This window comes from Ignavibacteria bacterium (assembly GCA_017303675.1).
Taxonomy (GTDB): domain Bacteria; phylum Bacteroidota; class Ignavibacteria; order Tepidaquicellales; family OLB5; genus OLB5.
In genome coordinates this window covers 1,074,983-1,094,503 of record JAFLBX010000001.1, presented here as the reverse complement: position 1 = coordinate 1,094,503, position 19,521 = coordinate 1,074,983, and the positions used below count along the sequence as shown (strand labels likewise).

The 19,521-nt window shown below is 38.3% G+C and carries 13 protein-coding genes; 4 read left to right on the top strand and 9 right to left on the bottom strand.

The genetic code is table 11. The annotated features are described in order from the left end of the window. Positions 1-140 precede the first annotated feature (140 nt). The 5 genes from J0M37_05055 to J0M37_05035 form a co-directional block, all read right to left on the bottom strand. A complete protein-coding gene (locus J0M37_05055) occupies positions 141-1,184 on the bottom strand; it encodes a T9SS type A sorting domain-containing protein (GenBank protein ID MBN8584443.1) in 1,044 nt (347 codons plus the stop codon). Positions 1,185-1,203: 19 nt separating this feature from the next. Then, on the bottom strand, positions 1,204-2,295 hold the full coding sequence (locus J0M37_05050) for an Omp28-related outer membrane protein (GenBank protein ID MBN8584442.1): 1,092 nt from the start codon (positions 2,293-2,295) through the stop codon (positions 1,204-1,206). A 120-nt stretch (positions 2,296-2,415) separates the two neighbouring features. Continuing rightward, on the bottom strand, positions 2,416-3,483 hold the full coding sequence (locus tag J0M37_05045; protein ID MBN8584441.1) for an Omp28-related outer membrane protein: 1,068 nt from the start codon (positions 3,481-3,483) through the stop codon (positions 2,416-2,418). Positions 3,484-3,645: 162 nt separating this feature from the next. Then, positions 3,646-4,893: a T9SS type A sorting domain-containing protein gene (locus tag J0M37_05040; GenBank protein MBN8584440.1), complete on the bottom strand. Its 1,248-nt coding sequence runs from the start codon at positions 4,891-4,893 to the stop codon at positions 3,646-3,648. 95 nt (positions 4,894-4,988) lie between these two features. Then, positions 4,989-6,674, bottom strand: coding sequence for an SBBP repeat-containing protein (locus tag J0M37_05035; GenBank protein ID MBN8584439.1), 1,686 nt, complete (start codon positions 6,672-6,674; stop codon positions 4,989-4,991). Between the two features lie 148 nt (positions 6,675-6,822). On the opposite strand from J0M37_05035, the gene J0M37_05030 reads away from it, so the two are divergent. Continuing rightward, entirely contained in the window at positions 6,823-9,186 is a 2,364-nt protein-coding gene (locus tag J0M37_05030) for a T9SS type A sorting domain-containing protein (protein MBN8584438.1), read from the top strand. A gap of 117 nt (positions 9,187-9,303) precedes the next feature. On the opposite strand, the gene J0M37_05025 is transcribed toward J0M37_05030, so the two are convergent. Then, complete coding sequence (locus J0M37_05025) at positions 9,304-11,148, bottom strand: T9SS type A sorting domain-containing protein (GenBank protein MBN8584437.1); 1,845 nt, start codon at positions 11,146-11,148, stop codon at positions 9,304-9,306. 196 nt (positions 11,149-11,344) lie between these two features. On the opposite strand from J0M37_05025, the gene J0M37_05020 reads away from it, so the two are divergent. The 3 genes from J0M37_05020 (at position 11,345) to J0M37_05010 (ending at position 15,250) form a co-directional block, all read left to right on the top strand. Then, entirely contained in the window at positions 11,345-11,725 is a 381-nt protein-coding gene (locus tag J0M37_05020) for a hypothetical protein (GenBank protein MBN8584436.1), read from the top strand. 33 nt (positions 11,726-11,758) lie between these two features. After that, positions 11,759-13,663, top strand: coding sequence for an NAD-binding protein (locus tag J0M37_05015; protein MBN8584435.1), 1,905 nt, complete (start codon positions 11,759-11,761; stop codon positions 13,661-13,663). A gap of 66 nt (positions 13,664-13,729) precedes the next feature. Next, the gene (locus J0M37_05010; protein MBN8584434.1) at positions 13,730-15,250 is read left to right on the top strand and encodes an aldo/keto reductase; all 1,521 of its coding nucleotides are present in this window, start codon (positions 13,730-13,732) and stop codon (positions 15,248-15,250) included. A 120-nt stretch (positions 15,251-15,370) separates the two neighbouring features. Here the strand turns inward: J0M37_05010 and J0M37_05005 are convergent, their stop codons facing one another. The 3 genes from J0M37_05005 to J0M37_04995 all read right to left on the bottom strand — a co-directional run bounded on the left by J0M37_05005 (position 15,371) and on the right by J0M37_04995 (position 19,487). Further along, entirely contained in the window at positions 15,371-15,889 is a 519-nt protein-coding gene (locus tag J0M37_05005) for a hypothetical protein (protein ID MBN8584433.1), read from the bottom strand. Positions 15,890-16,021: 132 nt separating this feature from the next. After that, the gene (locus tag J0M37_05000) at positions 16,022-18,871 is read right to left on the bottom strand and encodes a pyruvate, phosphate dikinase (protein MBN8584432.1); all 2,850 of its coding nucleotides are present in this window, start codon (positions 18,869-18,871) and stop codon (positions 16,022-16,024) included. A 145-nt stretch (positions 18,872-19,016) separates the two neighbouring features. Continuing rightward, the gene (locus tag J0M37_04995) at positions 19,017-19,487 is read right to left on the bottom strand and encodes a PTS sugar transporter subunit IIA (GenBank protein ID MBN8584431.1); all 471 of its coding nucleotides are present in this window, start codon (positions 19,485-19,487) and stop codon (positions 19,017-19,019) included. Positions 19,488-19,521 lie beyond the last annotated feature (34 nt).

Genomic DNA, 19,521 nt, shown 5'->3' with positions numbered 1-19,521 from the left:
AAAGTGGTGACCTCACCCCTCTACGAGTCTGCAACTCGAAGAGTCATAGACCAGCCCCTCTCCTAAAAGGAGAGGGGGGAGAATGTGTGAAAGATTGTTTTATTTAGAAAGGATATTTTTTTTTAATTAAATTCAAGTGTTTACTTAACAATTACCATCTTTTTTGTTTCCTTAAATGAGCCTGCGCTCAGTGTATAGAAATATATTCCGCTGGTCAATTGAGATGCATCAAAATCAATGGTGTAGCTTCCCGCATCGAATTTACCGTTTGCAAGCAGGGCAACCTGCTGCCCAAGCATATCATAAACCGCAAGCTTTACATCACTGCTGTTTGGCAGGCTGAAATTAATATTTGTAACGGGGTTAAACGGATTCGGGTAATTTTGTGAAAGTGAATACGCAGCCGGTATTCCGGTATTATTGTTATTTATACCTACTGTACTGAAAGAACCTTTTCCGCTGTTTAATACTTCTTTATTATTATCATTTTGTATAAATGCAATGGTGATAAGTGAAGTATCTTTCCAAACAGGATCTATTTTGTAAGTAAAAATAAACTGCTGGTTGCCTGCAGTGCCGTTAAATGTTGTGCCTGCAGTATTGGGGAAAGCCCTTCTGAAAACATGCTCAAATACTGTTTCACCGTTTGAGCCCGGAGGAGTTTGATAGATCACCCATTTTTCTATTGCCATTACACGCAGCTTATAATTTCCTGAAGGCAGATTGGAAGGAAGGTTAATATTCACTGTTGCTCTTATTGAATCACCCGCAATACGCTGATCGGTTACAGTAACAGTCAGCGGAGCAGGTATGGCAAGCCTTCCGTAAAATCCGTTATTCAGGTTTGCAATTGTGAATGGCCATATATCGTTGATAATACCATCTGAATTAAGCCATGGCATAGCATTCATATTATAATAAGCGCTGTAACGCTCAGCGTTTTGGGTAGGGTTATGAGAATACATCGGGTCAACCCCCGGAAAGCTTGCATGATATTTTATGGCAATAATTGAATCACCTTTTTCATCAAGATATGCTTTCAGAAATGGATTATTCTGCGCACATGGCACACAAGATGCATTTGTTGCTTCTTCAAATAATACTTTCCTTACGAATTGCGCGTTGGCAGAAACCGCCGAAAAAAGCAAAACTAAAACCGAGGAGATAATAAAAAGTTTTTTCATTTTAATAAATTACGTTTAATTATTTTATAAGTATCATCTTTTTTGTCTGAACAAAATCACCAGCAGTAAGCGTATAGAAATAAACTCCGCTTGCAAGCTTTGTGCCGTCAAAATCAGCGTTATATTTACCGGAGCTCATAAAACCTTCGGTATATGTATCAACCAGCTGACCGCGGGAGTTAAATATTTTCAGGCTTACAAAGCCATCTTTAGGAATTGAAAACTGAATGTTGGTAACAGGGTTAAACGGGTTAGGATAGTTTTGTGATAATGAATATTCAAGAGGAATTTCATTTGTATTTACTATGCCTACCATACCGGTTACAGATTGTTTTGTACCCTGTTCAACAGCAGCATGAAACAGATTTGAAGAATCTTTGTAAACTATGATGTTGAGCCTGCAATTTGATGCTACCCATGCAGTATCAAGTGTAATATTAACATTTTTTGTAATAGTCTGGTTCTGGTTCCATGTGCCCGTATTCAGGTTTTCGCCTGCGGGAACAGGTACAATCCTTGCAATATCTTCATGAACATAGTCATTATGATATCCGGCTGCACCGCAGGATGCATAAAAATTCTGAGGATAAACAACGTTATCTTCAGTAATTACATACATCACTTTATACTGGCCTGTGAGATTTGTAACAGCAGTGGAATTGAATGTAGCTGTATACTGCCTGGTACCGGGATTATAATTTGTGGCAGTAACCAGAACATCAATGCTGCTGTTAGGGGCTGCAGTATACCTGTTTTGCGCATAAGATGCCCACATTGTATAAGTTACATACGGGTATGGCGCGCCGTTATTGCCGGGATGATTTGTTCTATCGAACACACCAGTTGGGTAGGCTGAAAATCCGAGTAATGAACGGATTGTATTCCCGGGGAAGTTCTGCCACGGATCACTGCTTGCGCCGTGATATGCAATAACTATAGTATTAGGGTATGTTAAAAGTATCTGGTCTGCTGCCTGGTGACCGCAGGGACACCATCCGCACCATGTACCTGTACAGAATTCAAGAACCATTCTTTTGGGTTCAGAATTCAATTGATTTGAAACAAGCATTGTTACCATTAATAATAACGGTAAAAATATTTTTGTTTTCATGTTAATTCTCCTGAATAGTTTAGTAAGCTGTAAAAACTAAAGCGGGACAACATGCCCCGCTTTAGTTAGAAAAAAACTTACAACGACCCGTTTACACGGGGTATTATGTAAAAATGATGATTATTTAACGAGCATCATTTTTTTGGTTTCAGCAAAATCGTTTGTTTTTAATGTATAGAAGTAGATTCCGCTAGAAAGACTTGAACCGTCGAAATCAACGTTATAAACACCGGCTTTTAAAAAGCCATCAACATATGTTGCAACTTCCTGACCCATTGAGTTGTAGAACTTTAAGCTGACATTCTGATCTTTTGGAATTGAAAAGTTCAGGTTTGTTGTCGGGTTAAACGGGTTAGGATAGTTCTGGCTTAAGCTGTATTCTTCAGCGATTAAGTTCTGATTCTGTATACCTACTGTATTTGAAACGGATGTTTTAAACGACTGTTGTATGTTCTGATCAACTGACGGACTACCACCACCTTTGAATACTATAATATTAATTTTGCTATTTCCTTCAATTATACCTGCTGGTAATACATAATTTAGTGGAACTGTGACTGAATTACCCTGTGTCCAGTCATCAGTTGTATTAAGTAATTGGCCTGCTGCCGGTGTTACGAGACCTCTTGAAACATTATGATGAACATAATTTGATGATCCCGGGCATGAACCATTACCAGTTTGTGGATATACTAAATTATCTTCGGTAATTATAATGTTCATATAATAACTGCCGGCTAAACTTGTTAATGCAGTAATTACAATATCACCAGTAATTGTTCTTGTTCCAGTATTATAAGCTTTATTATTGATTTGGATACTAACACCAGGCTGAACAGTATTTGATTGAACTACAACCCTGTTATTCCAACTGGTATTTCCAATGATACCTGTTCTTCTGCCTACAACACCTGTTGGATAAGAGGTTCCTCCGAAATACTGAATCATTGGTGCACCGGTAGAAAACCATGGATCACTACTATTACTTGGTCCATGATAAGCCAATATTACTGTATTGGGAAAATTGGTTAAAATGTTTTCAACAATAGCGTGGCTGCAGGGGCACCATTGACACCATGTACCTGTAAAATACTCTACTGCTGTATTAAAACCTGTTTGAGCTGAAGTGTTGGGTTTAAAACCAACCAGAGCGATGAGGGCAAATACAATAAGTAAATGCTTTTTCATGTTTAATATCCTCTCTCTTGAAAATATTTTGAATTAATTAAATTTTAGTTAATATGTAACTGAAAAACTACCTTATTTTCCTTTAATTTTCAAGTCTAATTTATACTTAACATGCTATTAATATCAGAAATAAAGTGTGATTTTTGGCGTGAAATTAAGGATTTATTTCAGGAGAACCATTTTACGTGTTTCACGGTATCCGTTTGAGCTGAATGTATAGTAATAAACCCCGCTCGGCAGGTTGGAGCCGTCAAAATCTATTTCATAACTTCCGGGCTCAAGTGATGAATTTATCAGCTCACTAATAAATTTTCCGGTTACATCAAACACAGATAAATTTATTTTTGCCTTTTCACTTCTGCCTTTTGCCTTTACTTCGAAAGTAATTTTTGTTGTTGGGTTAAACGGGTTCGGATAGTTTTGACCGAGCGAAAAATTATCAGGTACATTACTGCTTATTTGATTTATGCCGATCGGAAATCCGGGACCGCCTCCGTTAGTTGTTTTTAAAATTGTGCCGTAACCCCCGACTGTCCACCCGGTATTTTGATTAATCATTGATACAGAATGAAGCATCTCATCAGTAGTTGTTACAGTGGAATCCCAATAAATGCCACTGCTAGTTGATCTATAGATCATGCCGTTGCTGCCAACAATGTAACCGGTTATAGAGTTTATAAATTCCAACGAATAAAAAGTAAATCCAAGGGAAAGATAAAAATTATTTATCCAGTCTGCGCCGGCATTGGTTGTTGACATAAACATTCCACAGCAACCTGAAGCAAACCCGGTGGTTTCATTGATAAATTCTATTGTGAACAATGGGTTTACTTCGCCGTGTGTATATGGTATCCAGTTAGCTCCGCCGTTTGTAGTCCTTATAATATAACTGTCGGTTCCGGAAACATAATAATTTTCAGCATTCACAACTTTTGAAGAAAGAAAATCTATTTCCCAGATAATATTAGCAATTGAAAACCAATTTACACCTGAGTTTGTGGTTTTTAAAATAGTTTTGCCGTAACCGGTTATAATTCCTGTTGATGAATTGTAAAAATTAACTGAAGTCAGATTTTTAAATGTTCCGGAACTTTGACTTACCCAGTTTGCTCCCCCGTTCACCGTAATAAAAATTTTGCCGCTATCGCCGCAGATAAAGCCTGTATTAGCATCTGTAAAAGTTAACGACTGGTGGTTACCCTGCAGAAAAGAATTAATCCAGTTCAAACCTGCATTGGTAGTTTTCAGGACTGTGTTGTAACCGCAGGTATATCCTGTATTTTCATTGGTAAAATATACTGATTTAAGGGCGTAATTAGTTCCTGAATTTTGGGCATACCATTGGGAAAAAATGGTATTGGCAAAAAACAAAATAAAAATTATAAATATGAACTTGATTTTACTAATCATATATAAAGATAACTATATTTATTTAACCAAAAAAATTAAAAACGAAATAATTACTTCAATAATCTGTCTTAATCCAGATTTCAAAAGTAACTTTGTTACTTTATCAACATAATTTTTATTGATTTATACCCGGCATCATATTCCAGCCTGCAGAAATAAAGCCCGCTTGGAAGGTTTGAGCCGTTGAAATCTATTTCATATCTTCCGGGTTGTAAATCTCCTTCAAATACTTTCCTGATGAGTTTTCCGTTAACATCATAAATATTTATGAACACACCCCGTCCGGCAGAGCCGGACACCCTCCCGCCCTGGCGGGACAAGCTTCTTGAGAGGGGAATTTGAAAAGTAATTTTTGTAACAGGGTTAAACGGGTTGGGATAGTTTTGATACAGCTTAAAATCTTCCGGCACTTCATTTGAAACGGGTTCGATGCCGATAGGCTCGCTGTACTTAATAGTAGCAATATCATAATCACTTGTGCTATCAAAGCTGATACCGGTCACAAAAATACTTCCCCTGTTATCAGCAATAGCTGTGTAAATAAAATCTTCTGAATTTTCAATGCGGCTGTATTCAGTGAGCCATTCAAGATCGCCAAGGTTGTTATATTTAAGCAGGGCGTATTGCTGGTGGAAATCATGTTTATCAGTGGTACCGCCCACAAAAACATTTCCACGGTTATCAACTGTTACACTGGTACCGTAATCAAGTCCGCGCCCTGTGCCGTCGTACCTTTTCTGCCACAGCAGCACAGATGTAGGATCAATTTTCATCGTAAAGATATCTTCGCTGCCAAGTGTATCGAAGCTGCGAGATGAACCTGTAATAAAGATATTATTTGCGCTGTCACAGGTGATATCATAAGGCAGGTCCTGGTTATTGCCAATACCATTGTAAAAATACTGCATTATCAGCTCAGAGCTTGTATCAAAGCGGTAAGCCGCGTAATCAATGGAGCCGGGTGAGTTATATACTCCCGCAGCAACCACAAGCTTATTATCAGGGGAGCGTATCATTTTAACGGGAATATCATTACCGAAGGCGGAGCCGCTGAAGGTATTCTGCCATATCAAACCAAGTGATGAGCTGTATTTAATCATCAGAATATCATTAACACCGCCAACGGCGTTTGAGGAAGCAAGAACATAAACGTTTCCGCTGTTATCAGTGCAAACCGAAACCGGTGTTTCGCTGCTTGATGGTGTTTTATTAAAAAATGCTGTTACAAGCTGCACTCCATTTGGCGAATATTTTATAATTGCTATAGTGTTCGTGCCGTTCGTTCTTCTTACAGAGCCGCATGTGTAAATATTGCCGGTGTTATCACCGGTTATGCTTAATCCAAATCCCTGGTTATTAGCAGGCGGCAAAAATACTTTTTGCCACAGGAGATTCCCGCTGTTATCAATTTTTAGTGTGATGATCTTCAGCACATCGTTAGTATCGCCCGTAAACCCGGTAATGTATGAATTACCTGCATTATCAAGGTAAGCATCTTTGCATTCATCTATAATATTTCCAAAGCCGTTAAAATATGTCTGCCACATCACCGCACCGCCTGAAGAATACTTAATTGCCATAATATCAGTAAAAGAGCCTTGCCTGTTAGCATTTCCGTAAACTATAACATTACCGCTGTTATCCATTTTCATAGTGGTAACTATATCAAACCTGTTGGCTGAACCATTAAAACGGTTAACCCATTCAGTTACCACCTGCGAAAGCGCAGATTGCGAAAATACGGAAAGTAAAATTGCCGATACCAGTGTAATTTTCTTCATTATCAGTTGAATTTAGCTATTTTAACAACATAATTAAATGATAATCAATCAATTTTTAGCCGGCAGACTACTAATTAAAAATATTGATTTTTACTATGTTATTTTTGGATTACTATAAGTATCTTTATTTTTAATCAGAGGAGACCAAATGAAAAAATTATTCATTTACCTTATCTTTATTCTTTGGGGTGTATCTCAATTAAGCTCTCAACCCATAAATAATAACCGCATCAGGTATAACGGCTGCTTTCCGGAAAGCAGTCCGGTACAAAAGCACGGTAAAATAAATTCACCTAACAACAGCGCAGTCAGCCAATTTCTCGGCAGCATGGTACATAGTACACCGGCTGAAGGCCAGTTTTTAAGGATACTGATATTATATGTAAAGTTCCCTGATGATGTACTTGTTGGCAATACTATGAACGGATTCGCAGTTTGGCCAAATCCAAACCAGCTTGCGCCTGTAAATCATTATACCAATGACTTTAAATTTATAGATACTGCTGAAGGCTCGCCTTCGGTTGATTTCACAGAAAGATACCGCCCGTATACTATATCAGATTATTTTTCGGAAATGTCTCTGGGACAGTTCGATGTGATTGGCGATGAATATTCCGTTTTGCTGCCGTTATCCTCGGTGGAATACAGAAATATGGGCTTCAGCTCGAGTGAAATAAATGAAATAGCAATTAAACAGGCTGAGCAGGAATACCAGCTTGATTTCAAACGGTACAATAACTGGAGCCTTACTGAAGAAGGATGGACATGGACACCGGGCGGCGGTGATAAGCAGGCTGATATGATAGTAATGGTTTACCGCAGGGCTCCGGGATATCCCGAAGTTAACTGGTTCATAAACGCATCAATACCGGTATCGGGAATATCTGATCTTGGGCTGATAAATAATTTTTTATTAGACAGCACAAAAGTTACCAGCGGAAGCGGCGTAACATGCCTGAGCCTGATGCAGAATTATTCAAAAATGACACAGATAATGCTGCATGAAATGTGCCACAGGTATTTCTTTAATCATTTTGAAATTGGCTTAATGACGGGGGTAGAGCACAGCAGCTTTAATTTTTCTCCATTTGAAAGAACATTAGTTAATTATGTTGACCCGCCTTTAGTCAGATTTCCTTATCCTCAGGGAAGCGAAACTTACATTTTGAGAGATTATGTATTTACCGGTGACCTGCTTGCAATTGAATTACCTGAAACAGGCGAGATGTATTATATAGCGAACCACCAGAAAAAATCATTGTATGACGGAATATCGCGCGGCGGAAATAATTGCTGGAATATAAACAGCGCACAACAGGATCCTTACTGTCCCGATGGCAAAGGATTATATATTTATCACCAGATGACACCATCACGGTGCAATGATCTGAAAGATGTAAATCTTGTACAGGCCGATGGCAGATATAACTGGTACATAGACAGAATGGTACCTTATTTCATTCCGGGATTTAATTTTGATATTCCGCTCTATGAAAGATCAGAAGGCAATATAAACGGCAGGTCTGAGTTTCACCAGAGGTTAGATAGTGTATTCACAAATATGCAGGAAGTAAATGACGATCCATGTTCAGATCATTCTAATGATTATTTTGTAACATATGACTGGCTTGGCGACGGCAAGGATGCATATAATATAGGATATGATGAAATTTTAAGTCCTTACAGCAATCCGCCAAGCAATACCTGCAGCGGGATTGCTTCAGGGGTAACAATAAAGTTATTGAACCGCGATTCTGTGACCGGGGCAATAACTATTAAAGTGTATTATGATGATAATTCTGCTTTAAGCGAACTGCCTCCGGCCAAACCCAAAAACCTGAAGGTTAAAAAAGAAATTTTTGAACCCGGTACAGGAAGGTTTTACCCTAAACTGAGCTGGGATAAGAACCGTGAGCCTGATCTGACAGGTACTCCAAAATTACAGGGAAGGTATAATATTTACCGCGGTGTATTTAACTCATGCAGCCCGGACTCAACCCCTGTTTACGAACTGATAAGCAGCGTACCTGCTGATTCAAATACTTTTATTGACAGCTCATTTGCATTATATCCAGAAGGCGGCGGTTTGGTAAATTGCACTAATTTTTTCAGAAGCTTGAATTATGTGATCTCAGCAGTGGACCTTACTGAACTTGAATCATTAAGCTCTGACAGAGCCATAATCAACGGGTATTCTGACAGATGTGATGATTCCATATTAACAGGCATTACGCATAACCAGCTGCCGTTGAAGTTTGAAGTATTCAACTATCCAAACCCATTCAATCCCGCAACTAAGATCAATTATTCACTGCCTTCAGATGCATTTGTAACGGTAAAAATTTATAATATAACCGGCCAGGAAATATTCACAGCGGTAAATAATGAATTCCGCGCTGCCGGAAAGTACAGCTTTAATTTTGACGGAACTAACCTGCCATCCGGAGTTTATTTTTATGTATATAAGGCAGGTGATTTTGTTGAATCTAAAAAAATGGTATTGATAAAGTAGAGATATTGTAAATAATGGGAGACGTGCCTGCGGCACATCTGTACATATTACTTATAGGCAATTAAAAAGGCGTTCAGAAAACTGAACGCCTTTAGTTTTGAAACTATACTTACCGGTTTATTTAACCAATATCATACGTTTAACGCTGTTATAGTCGCCGGCTTCTATTTTATAGAAATAAACGCCAGAAGCATAACTTGAAGCGTTGAAATCAGCTTCGTAATAACCTGCATTAAGCTCACCATTAAACAGCTGCGCTACTTCGTTTCCGATCACATCATAAACCCTGATCTTAACATTTGAAAATTTGGGTATATCAAATTTTATTTTTGTTACAGGGTTGAACGGATTAGGATAATTTTGGTGCAGCTGGAATACCTGCGGTACACCGTTATTCAGGTTCTGAATTCCGATAGGAGGTATTGTATCAAAAACGGCTCCCTGGACAATGATATTATTCATATTGGTAATGGTTCCGTTCGGATTAGTTCCATTATATGAACCGATACCTGTTCCGTTCCACCTCTGGAAATAATATTCTTTTCCGTTGTAAACAAGTGCAGTAGGCGAAACAGAAAAATTAACTGTAGCTGAAGAATCATAAAAAACATTACCGCCGGAAACTGTAACCGGAATACCGGATGGTGAAGCATTTGTTATTAATTTGAACTGTGTTTTGTAATTAGCTGTATAGGCTGAAACAACAGTTCCGGTTGTTATTGAATGGCTTGAATCTCCGTTATCGCTCCAGTAATTGAAAACATACCTGGTTGAACCGAATGTCTGGGGAGATATAACTGCAACCTGGTGTACTGAGCTTATATCCCAGTTAAAAGCCGCAACATTTGTAAACACGGTATTATCGACCGCAAACTGCAATGTTGGTCTGTTTGCATTTACTACTATAATATTTTTGCCTACAAGATATGAAACAGACGTTTTATGAACTTTGTTGTTGGAATTTGTACCGGTAACAATTATTCTGTAAGAACCTGTTGGTACAGACGAACTAGAATTAACCTGAACGTTAAAGCTAGCAGGGAAAGTACTTACAGTATTTCCGCCAGGGAACGAAACAGTAACTCCTGCATTTGGCGGATCAACTTCTGCTGTTAAAGTTACAGGAGAGTTGTAGCCTGCAGATGTTACCGGAATCTGCATCTGGTACGTTGCGCTCTGAGACTGCCCCTGCAGTACAGATCTATAGGGGCTGTTCGGGATCAATGTAAAATTGTTTGTTTTCTTAGCCGCATTAAGAATTTCCTGACCGCGCTGAACAAAAACTATCGGCATTACCTGGGACTGATTCCATACAGGGTCTTTATAAAAAGTTCTTGATACTGTTACAGTCTGCCCCGGATATAACGCAACACTTGCACCTAAACCTCCGTTATTCATTCTTCTCATAACATCATAAAAATCTGTTTCACCGTTTGTGCCGGGAGGAGAAGTAAAGTGATTATGTCTTTCCTGCAAAGAGAAATGTACATTTGCAACCGGGTTTTCAAGACTTATTTCTGTGTAAATTCTTGCAGTAAGTCTAATGCTGTCACCAAAAGTGCTGTCTGTAAGTATTACTGTAATTGGACTTAACAAATTGGTTCTGCTGTTGAACAATGATGTTAATGTTCCGTTGGTATATGGAGATTGAATATTTATTAATCCATCCATTTGTGCCTGCGGAATAGCGTTAATTCCGTACATTGTCCTTCTGGCGTTGTTATCACCGGGATTGTATAAATAATATCCATCATTACCCGGAGCTGGCCAGTTCATATGATATGCAATACCTACTATTTTATCTGCATCAAGTCCGTTGATAAAAGCTTCCATTGTTGGGTTGTTGGATGCGCACGGACCGCATGTCCAGCTTGTGAATCTTTCAATTAAAACCATCCTGTCACCGGCTGCTATATTAGCAGTTATAGCCAGAAACAGGAAAAAAGTAAATAACTTTTTCATTTTTATGTTATATAAATTTATTGAGAAATTTCTGTATAATTCATTAAAAATAAACATACTTAAATATTATATCAAGTGCGTAGTTTTATCAAAAAATCACCTGAATTAGCTAATTTGAATAAAAGGGTTGATTTTGCATAAATATCCTTATAAAATTGTGGAATTTATAATAAAAAAGCTAAAATCTGATAAAAAAATGAAGAAAAAATTAAGTTTAAAAAAAGTAAAAACAACCCACAGTAAAAAAGATGATAAAGTAAGTGTTACAAAGTTTATTGTAAGTCCTCTTAAACCTAAAAAAGGAGATAAGCTAAGGATCACAATGTCTATAAAAAACGTATCTGATAAATTGTTGAAACATATACCCTGGCAGATAGTTAAAAACAAAAAAATACTTTGTCACGGTGTAAGGAATGAAGTTCATTCAGGTGACAGTTTTTCAGTTTCAATTACATGGACGGCTACAAAAGGAGAACATTTCTTTTATGGGGATGCGGATCCTAAAAATCTTTTAAAAGAACCTAAAATAAAACAATTCAATAACCTCCCTCAAGGTGCGGATATTAAAATTAAATAATACAATTACAGAAAATAATTTATACCTAAACAAATGAAAGAAAATAATATATCCTTCGGCCAGAAAATGCGGTACCGTTTTGATAACCTGATGGCTAAAGGACCAATTGCGCTGATAGGGTGGCTTGGAATATTATCACTGTTGCTGGTAATAACTGCAGCATTAATTTTAACTATTGCAGGACTGACACAGGATGACGGAGAATCGATGAATTTTGTGGAAGCAGCCTGGAAAAGCTTAATGAGAACACTTGATCCCGGAACTATGGGCGGTGATACCGGCTGGGGATTCAGGGTAGTTATGCTTGGTGTGACTCTGGGCGGTATTTTCATAGTATCAACGCTTATCGGTGTTCTTGCAACGGGTATATCCAATAAGCTTGATGAGCTTCGCAAAGGTCATTCATTTGTTGTGGAAAAAGAACATTCATTAATACTTGGCTGGTCTGAAAAAATTTTCCCGATAATTTCTGAGCTGCTGATAGCAAATGAAAATCAAAAAGACCCGGTGATAGTGATACTTGGACACAAAGACAAAGTTGAAATGGAGGATGAGATAAATCTTCGAATTCCTGATAAAAAAAATACCCGAATAATTTGCAGGAGCGGAAGCACAATAGATATGAATGACCTGGAAATTGTTAATCCTCACGATTCACGTTCAATAATAATACTTTCTCCCGATGGCAGTGAACCGGATATAAGCGTAATAAAAACAATTCTTGCATTAACCAACAATCCAAACCGCAGAAAAGAACCGTATCATATAGTTGCTGAAATAAGCGATAACAATAACAAAGAAGTAGCAGAAATGATAGCTTCAGGGGAAGTAACACTTGTTCATACTGAAGATCTTATTTCAAGGGTTATCGCGCAGTCATGCAGACAATCGGGCTTAAGTGTGGTTTACACAGAACTGCTGGATTTTGACGGCGATGAAATTTATTTCCAGGAAGAGCCTGCGCTTAAGGGTAAGACATTTAAAGATGCCGTAATGAGTTATGAAGATTCAACAATTATCGGAATTAAGAAAAGCAGCGGTGCTGCTGTTATAAACCCTCCAATGGGAACAGTTTTTGAATCCGGAGATAAAGTAATAGCAATTTCAAAAGATGATGATACCATTAATCTAAACGGCAGATCAGAACCAGAGATAAATTCCGCAGCTATTTCCCGGGGAGCGCCAAAAGAAGCTGATATTGAGCATACTATTATATTAGGATGGAACTCCAAAGGGTGCAGCATTGCTAAAGAGCTGGATAACTACCTTCCAACGGGCTCCACTTTAACAATTGTTGCAGAAGGTGATGATATCAATGAAAAACTTGACACTCTTAAAAAAGAACTGAAAAACCAAAAGGTCGAACATTTATCAGGCAATATCAGCGAGAGATCACTGCTTGATTCCTTAAAGCTTGAAAGATTTAACCATATCATTTTACTTAGTTATTCAGATACAATGCCTGAACAGGAGGCTGACTCAAAATCACTTATCACACTGCTCCATTTACGCAACATCGAAGAAAAAACCGGACATGATTTCACTATAGTAAGTGAAATGATGGACATACGAAATAAAGAGCTTGCCGAAGTAACCGAGGCAGATGATTTTATCATCAGCAATAAGCTTATCAGCTTAATGCTATCTCAGTTAAGCGAAAACAAAGATCTTAAAGCAGTATTTGATGACCTTTTTGATGCAGATGGCTCTGAAATATATGTAAAACCGGTTACTGATTATGTTAACGAGGGTACACCGGTAAATTTTTACACTTTGTGTGAATCAGCAGCACGAAAAGGTGAAACTGCAATTGGCTACAGGATAAATGAATATTCACATAACGTAAATAAAGCTTACGGAGTTGTAGTAAATCCGAAAAAATCAGACATGGTTACTTTTACCGATAAAGATAAGCTGATAGTTATTGCTGAAGATTGATTTATTAAAACAGTTCCACGATCCAGATCATTTCAAGAAATTAATATTTAGAAATTGAATTAAACCATGATCAAATCACGCGCACTTGCAGAAAACACAAAGGATTTCTCTGAAAAATTTCCGGAATTGCTGTATAAACCGCTTGGTAAAACCGGCTTTACAATATCTGCTTGCGGTTTTGGAGCATACAGAGTTGATTACAGGGTGAAAGAACATTTTGATTCACTTGAATATGCAATACTGAACGGAATAAACATAATAGATACTTCAGCGAACTATTCCGATGGAGGAAGTGAAATTCTTATAGGCAATGTAATCGGTGACTTGATCAACCAGGGAAAAATACTCCGTGAAGAAATTGTTATCGTTTCAAAAGGCGGTTACATTCAGGGTAAAAATCTTGAAGCTGCAAAAAAAATGAAGGAAGACGGAGTCGGATATAAAGAGGTAACTGAATATGCCGAAAAGATCTGGCACTGTATTCATCCTGATTTCCTTAAAGACCAGATAACACTTTCATTGGAAAGATTAAAGCTCGAAACTATAGATGTGTACCTGCTTCACAATCCTGAATATTTCCTGGATTCACCCCTGGCCAAAGACCTTGAGCTGGAAGAACTGCGGCACGAGTATTATAAGCGGATAAAAAAAGCATTTGCATATCTTGAAGAAGAGGTTAAGGCAGGCAGAATAAGCTATTACGGAATTTCATCGAATTCATTTGTGAAATCGTCTGATGATCCGGTGTTTACATCGCTGAAAAGCTGTGTTGATGCAGCAAATGAGATCACTGAAGATAACAATTTTTATGTTATAGAGCTTCCTTTGAACCTGTTTGAAAAAGGGGCAATTTTAAACAAAAACCAGGTTGGTGATTCGTTCAATGTTCTTGAATACGCTTATGAATCAGAGCTTGGTGTTTTGGTAAACAGACCTCTTAATGCACTTGGAGAAAACGGGTTAACTAGACTTGCAGATTTCCCGGTCAATGAAGAACTTTCAAAACTTGACGAGAACCAGATAATTGCTGAGATCAATCTGCTGGAGCTGATGGAAGATGATTTTCTGAGGGATTACATTGATATACTAAACCTCTCCGATGAAAACAAAAAGGCGGTAAATTATTTCCTGAAAGCCGGTCAGCTGCTGAAGGAGAACTGGAAAAGCTTTGGCTCAATTGAAAGCTTTAATGATGTAAAAAAACAATTTTTAATACCCAGGGTGAACTTTGCTTTAACAACACTGGTAACATCACCAAATTTAACTGACGAAATGAAAGAAAGGCTTGATAAAATTGCCCGGCAGACAAATAAATTAATGAGCATAATGGATAGCATATACGGTTTAATGGCAAACGTAAATCTAAAAGACCTCCATGTTAAGCTGAATACAGCAGTGGAAGGCTCAGAAGCGGACAGCTTTAAAGAGCTTTCACTTTCTCAGAAAGCAATTTTATTTATAAATTCCCTGAAAGAAGTAAGCTGCACGCTTACAGGTATGCGTCAAAATAAATACGTAGATGATGTTATAGGCGCATTAAAGCAGGGCGTATTGATTGACGCTGCCGAGAAGTTTAAGGAGATATAGTATATAAGTAATGGATGTTTATCATATTCATTTATCCTTCACCCTTCGACAGGCTCAAGGTGAGATGTACTCTAAATTTATTTTTCACCCTTCGACAAACTCAGGGTGAGAACTGATTTTTTACTTTACAACAATCTGTTTAGGGCTATTCAGTATTATCTGCGCTTTTTCTCTGTACATAGAAACTCTTCCGGTAACTTCAACATCTTTATTTTTGTAATTTATTATATCAGGGAAATCGCTGAATTTACTTGCAAAAATTACTGCTGTAAAAGGATTCTTCGGGAATTTTTCGACAAAATTCAAATATGCTACTTTTTCTGACTGGTAAACATCAGCCACAAATCCTTTAACCGTAACTGTTCTTCCGTTGTAATTACCTGCTTCAAGAGGAGAAATCACAGCTTCCGGTTTACCTATTTCAAAGCTTCTGTTCTTATAATTTTCTGTACGGGTTTCGCGGCTAATGGTATCAGATTTGGATACGGAGTCTTTTTTGGGTTCATCATTTCTCATTTCCCTGGGAATATTCTGACCGGTATTTTCATCTGTAAATTCGGGCTTTTTTTCTTTTCCGCAGGAAGACAAAACAGTGACAGCAATTGTTAAAATGAATAAAGTAAGAATTTTTTCTTTCATGATGTAATTTAACGGGTTAATTTTATAAATTAAAAACCCATAGTCATAACACTATGGGTTAATAAAGATATATAAATTAATTTATGAATTCAATTTTAATATTCAGTATATTAAAATCCGCTCCAAATGCGTTTATTTTCTTTTTGTTTTTACAGCTTTTTTAACGGCAGCTTTTTTCACTGGTCTTGTGAGCTTTTTAACTGCAGGTTTTTTAACAGCGGGCTTTTTCTTTTGTGCCGGTTTTTTTCTGCCTGAAGCTAAGTCATCATACATCAAATGCGCCTGTGCTGCAGAAAGTCTTGCAATAGGCAGCCTGAACGGCGAACAGCTTACATAGTTTAAGCCTGCTTTATGGCAGAAATGAATTGTTCTCGGGTCTCCGCCGTGTTCTCCGCAAATTCCAACCTTCAATTTTGGTTTTACGCTTCTTCCTTTTTGAACTGCCATACTAACCAGCTCGGCAACGCCTGAATCAATAGATACGAAAGGATCACCCGGGATAATTTCTTTATCTTCATAAAATGGAAGGAAATTACCAGAATCATCCCTGGAAAGTCCCATTGTAAGCTGAGTAAGATCATTGGTACCGAACGAGAAAAATTCAGCCGCATGCGCTACTTCATCGGCAGTAATAGCTGCCCTGGGAACTTCGATCATAGTACCGACATGGTATTCAAATTTTACACCATACTCTTCCATCACTTCATTGGCAATTTTTCTCACAACCTTAGCCTGGTTATCCAGCTCACTGGCATAACCAACCAGCGGTATCATCACTTCGGGCTTAACATCAATTCCTTCTTTTTTTACTTCTGCAGCAGCGGTAAAAATTGCCCTTGCCTGCATTGCAGTAATTTCAGGGTAAACAATTCCAAGCCTGCATCCGCGGTGTCCCATCATGGGGTTGAATTCATGAAGATTTTCCACCTTGGCTTTTATTTCATCAAATGTTTTTCCGGTTTTTAACGCAAGCTCCTTCTGTTCATTTTCAGAATGCGGTAAAAATTCATGAAGCGGCGGATCAAGTGTCCTTATAGTAACAGGCCTGTCTTCCATTACTTTGAATATACCGTAGAAGTCATCTTTCTGGAACGGGAAAAGCTTAGCCAGCGCTTTTTCCCTTTCTTCAAGAGTATCAGAAAGTATCATTTCTCTGACAGCGTCAATTCTATCGCCGCCAAAGAACATATGTTCGGTTCTGCATAAGCCAATACCCTGCGCGCCAAAAGCCAAGGCATTGCTGCACTGGTCAGGCTGGTCAGCGTTTGTGCGAACCTTAAGTGTTCTGTTCTTATCAGCCCAGTGCATAACTTTTTCGTAGATCTGGTATGTTTCACTGTATTCAGGCTTCAAAGATTTTTCAAGCAGTACCTGAAGTATTTCTGATTCTTTAGTGTTTATTTTTCCTTCAAATACCTCGCCTGTTGTACCATCAATAGATATCCAGTCCCCTTCTTTGAGTGAAACCAATTTATCGCCAAGCTCAACTTTAAGCTCGCGGATGCTGTAATCAATATCCAGCGAGCCGCAGCCGGCAACGCATACCTTGCCCATTTGCCTTGCAACCAAAGCAGCATGAGAGGTCATTCCACCCCTTGCGGTTAAAATACCTTCAGAAGCGTTCATTCCTTTAATATCTTCAGGTGATGTTTCAATTCTGACAAGGATAACTTTTTCTCTTCTTGCAGCAGCTTCTTCAGCATCAGAGGCATTGAAATAAATTCTTCCTGTTGCGGCACCGGGCCCGGCATTGAGTCCTTTTGCAATAAGCCTGCCCTGTTTAATAGCAGCATCTTTTTCTGTATTATCAAAAATAGGCCTTAACAACTGGTTAAGCTGGTCAGGTTCAATCCTAAGCAGTGCTTCTTTTTCGTTGATAAGCCTTTCTTTCACCATTTCTACTGCAATCCTTACTGCAGCATTTCCGGTTCTTTTACCGACCCTGCATTGCAGTATATATAGTTTACCATCCTGGATAGTAAACTCAATATCCATCATATCCTTGTAATGTTTCTCAAGCGATCTTCTTACCTTCTCAAGCTGAGCATACATAGCAGGATCCTGTACGTTCAATGTAGCAATCGGAAGCGGTGTCCTGATACCTGCAACAACATCTTCACCCTGTGCATTCATTAAATATTCACCGTAAAATACATTTTCGCCGCTTGCGGGGTCACGGGTAAATGCAACACCGGTACCCGAGGTTTCACCCATATTCCCGAAAACCATTGACTGCACATTAACAGCAGTACCCCATGATTCAGGGATATTGTTCAGCTTGCGGTAAACAATTGCGCGCTCGTTCATCCATGAATTAAACACAGCATCCACAGCCCCGTTCAGCTGTTCAACAGGATCTTCAGGAAACTCTCTGCCAAGCCTGTTTTTAATTTCCATCTTAAAGCGGTAAACCAGCTCTTTAAGATCTTCGGCAGTAAGATCAGTATCCTGAGTTACGCCTTTGGTTTTTTTCATCGCTTCAATGATAAGCTCAAACGGGTCACGTTCATCTTTGCTGTGAGGCCTTAATTCCATAACCACATCGCCGTACATCTGTACAAATCGGCGGTATGAATCATATGCAAAACGTTCATTGCCTGTCATTTCTATCAGGCCGTGAACAGTATCATCATTTAAACCAAGATTTAAAATAGTATCCATCATCCCGGGCATTGAAGCGCGGGCACCTGAACGTACAGATACGAGCAGCGGGTCATTTTTATCACCGAACTTCTTGCCGATCTCTTTTTCCATTCTTGCAAGAGCGGCTCTTACCTGGGCTTTTAATTCTTTGGGATATTTTCTGTTGTTTTTGTAGTAATGGGTGCAGACTTCTGTGGTGATAGTAAAACCTGGCGGAACAGGCAGTTTCAGATTGACCATCTCAGCCAGATTTGCTCCCTTGCCTCCAAGCAAGGGTTTCATCGCAGCATCGCCATCTGCCTTTTTACCCCCAAAATAATAAACTAATTTTTTAGGCATTATATCTTTTGTTTGTTTTAAAATAACAAATTGTTTTCTTGCTGGATGAAAGCGGCAGAAACCGGAACATTGATTAATCAGCTAAAAATGAACACGTTTGTTTTATCTCCGGATATGAGAACAAGTATTCATGGCAATTACTGTATTAAATATCGAAGTAATTTTTCTCCTCTTCTTTGAAGATAGCAAGTACTTCATCAGGTGCAGCTGCTTCCAGTAAACGTTCCCTGAAATCGTCTTTATTCATTAACCTGGAAATACGGCTTAAAAGCTTAATATGAGTATTCAAAAGATTTTCTTTGCCAATGAGCAGAAAAATAAATCTGACAGGCTCGCCATCTATTGAATCAAAATCGATCGGTTCTTTAGTAATTGCAAAAGCTGCAACTACATCTTCAATAGCATCGGTTTTTCCGTGAGGAATGGCAAATCCTTTGCCAACCCCGGTGGAAACCAGCTTTTCTCTTTCAAATATTGTTTTGGATACTTTATCTTTGTCAAGGATTTTACCGGATTTAGCCGCAAGATCAATAACTTTCCTTATCGCATCTTCTTTATCCGCAGTTTCCAGATTCACTGCTATTACATCAGTGCTTAGTATATCAGATATTTTCATAAACTCTTTACTGAATAAATATAATTCTTACTTT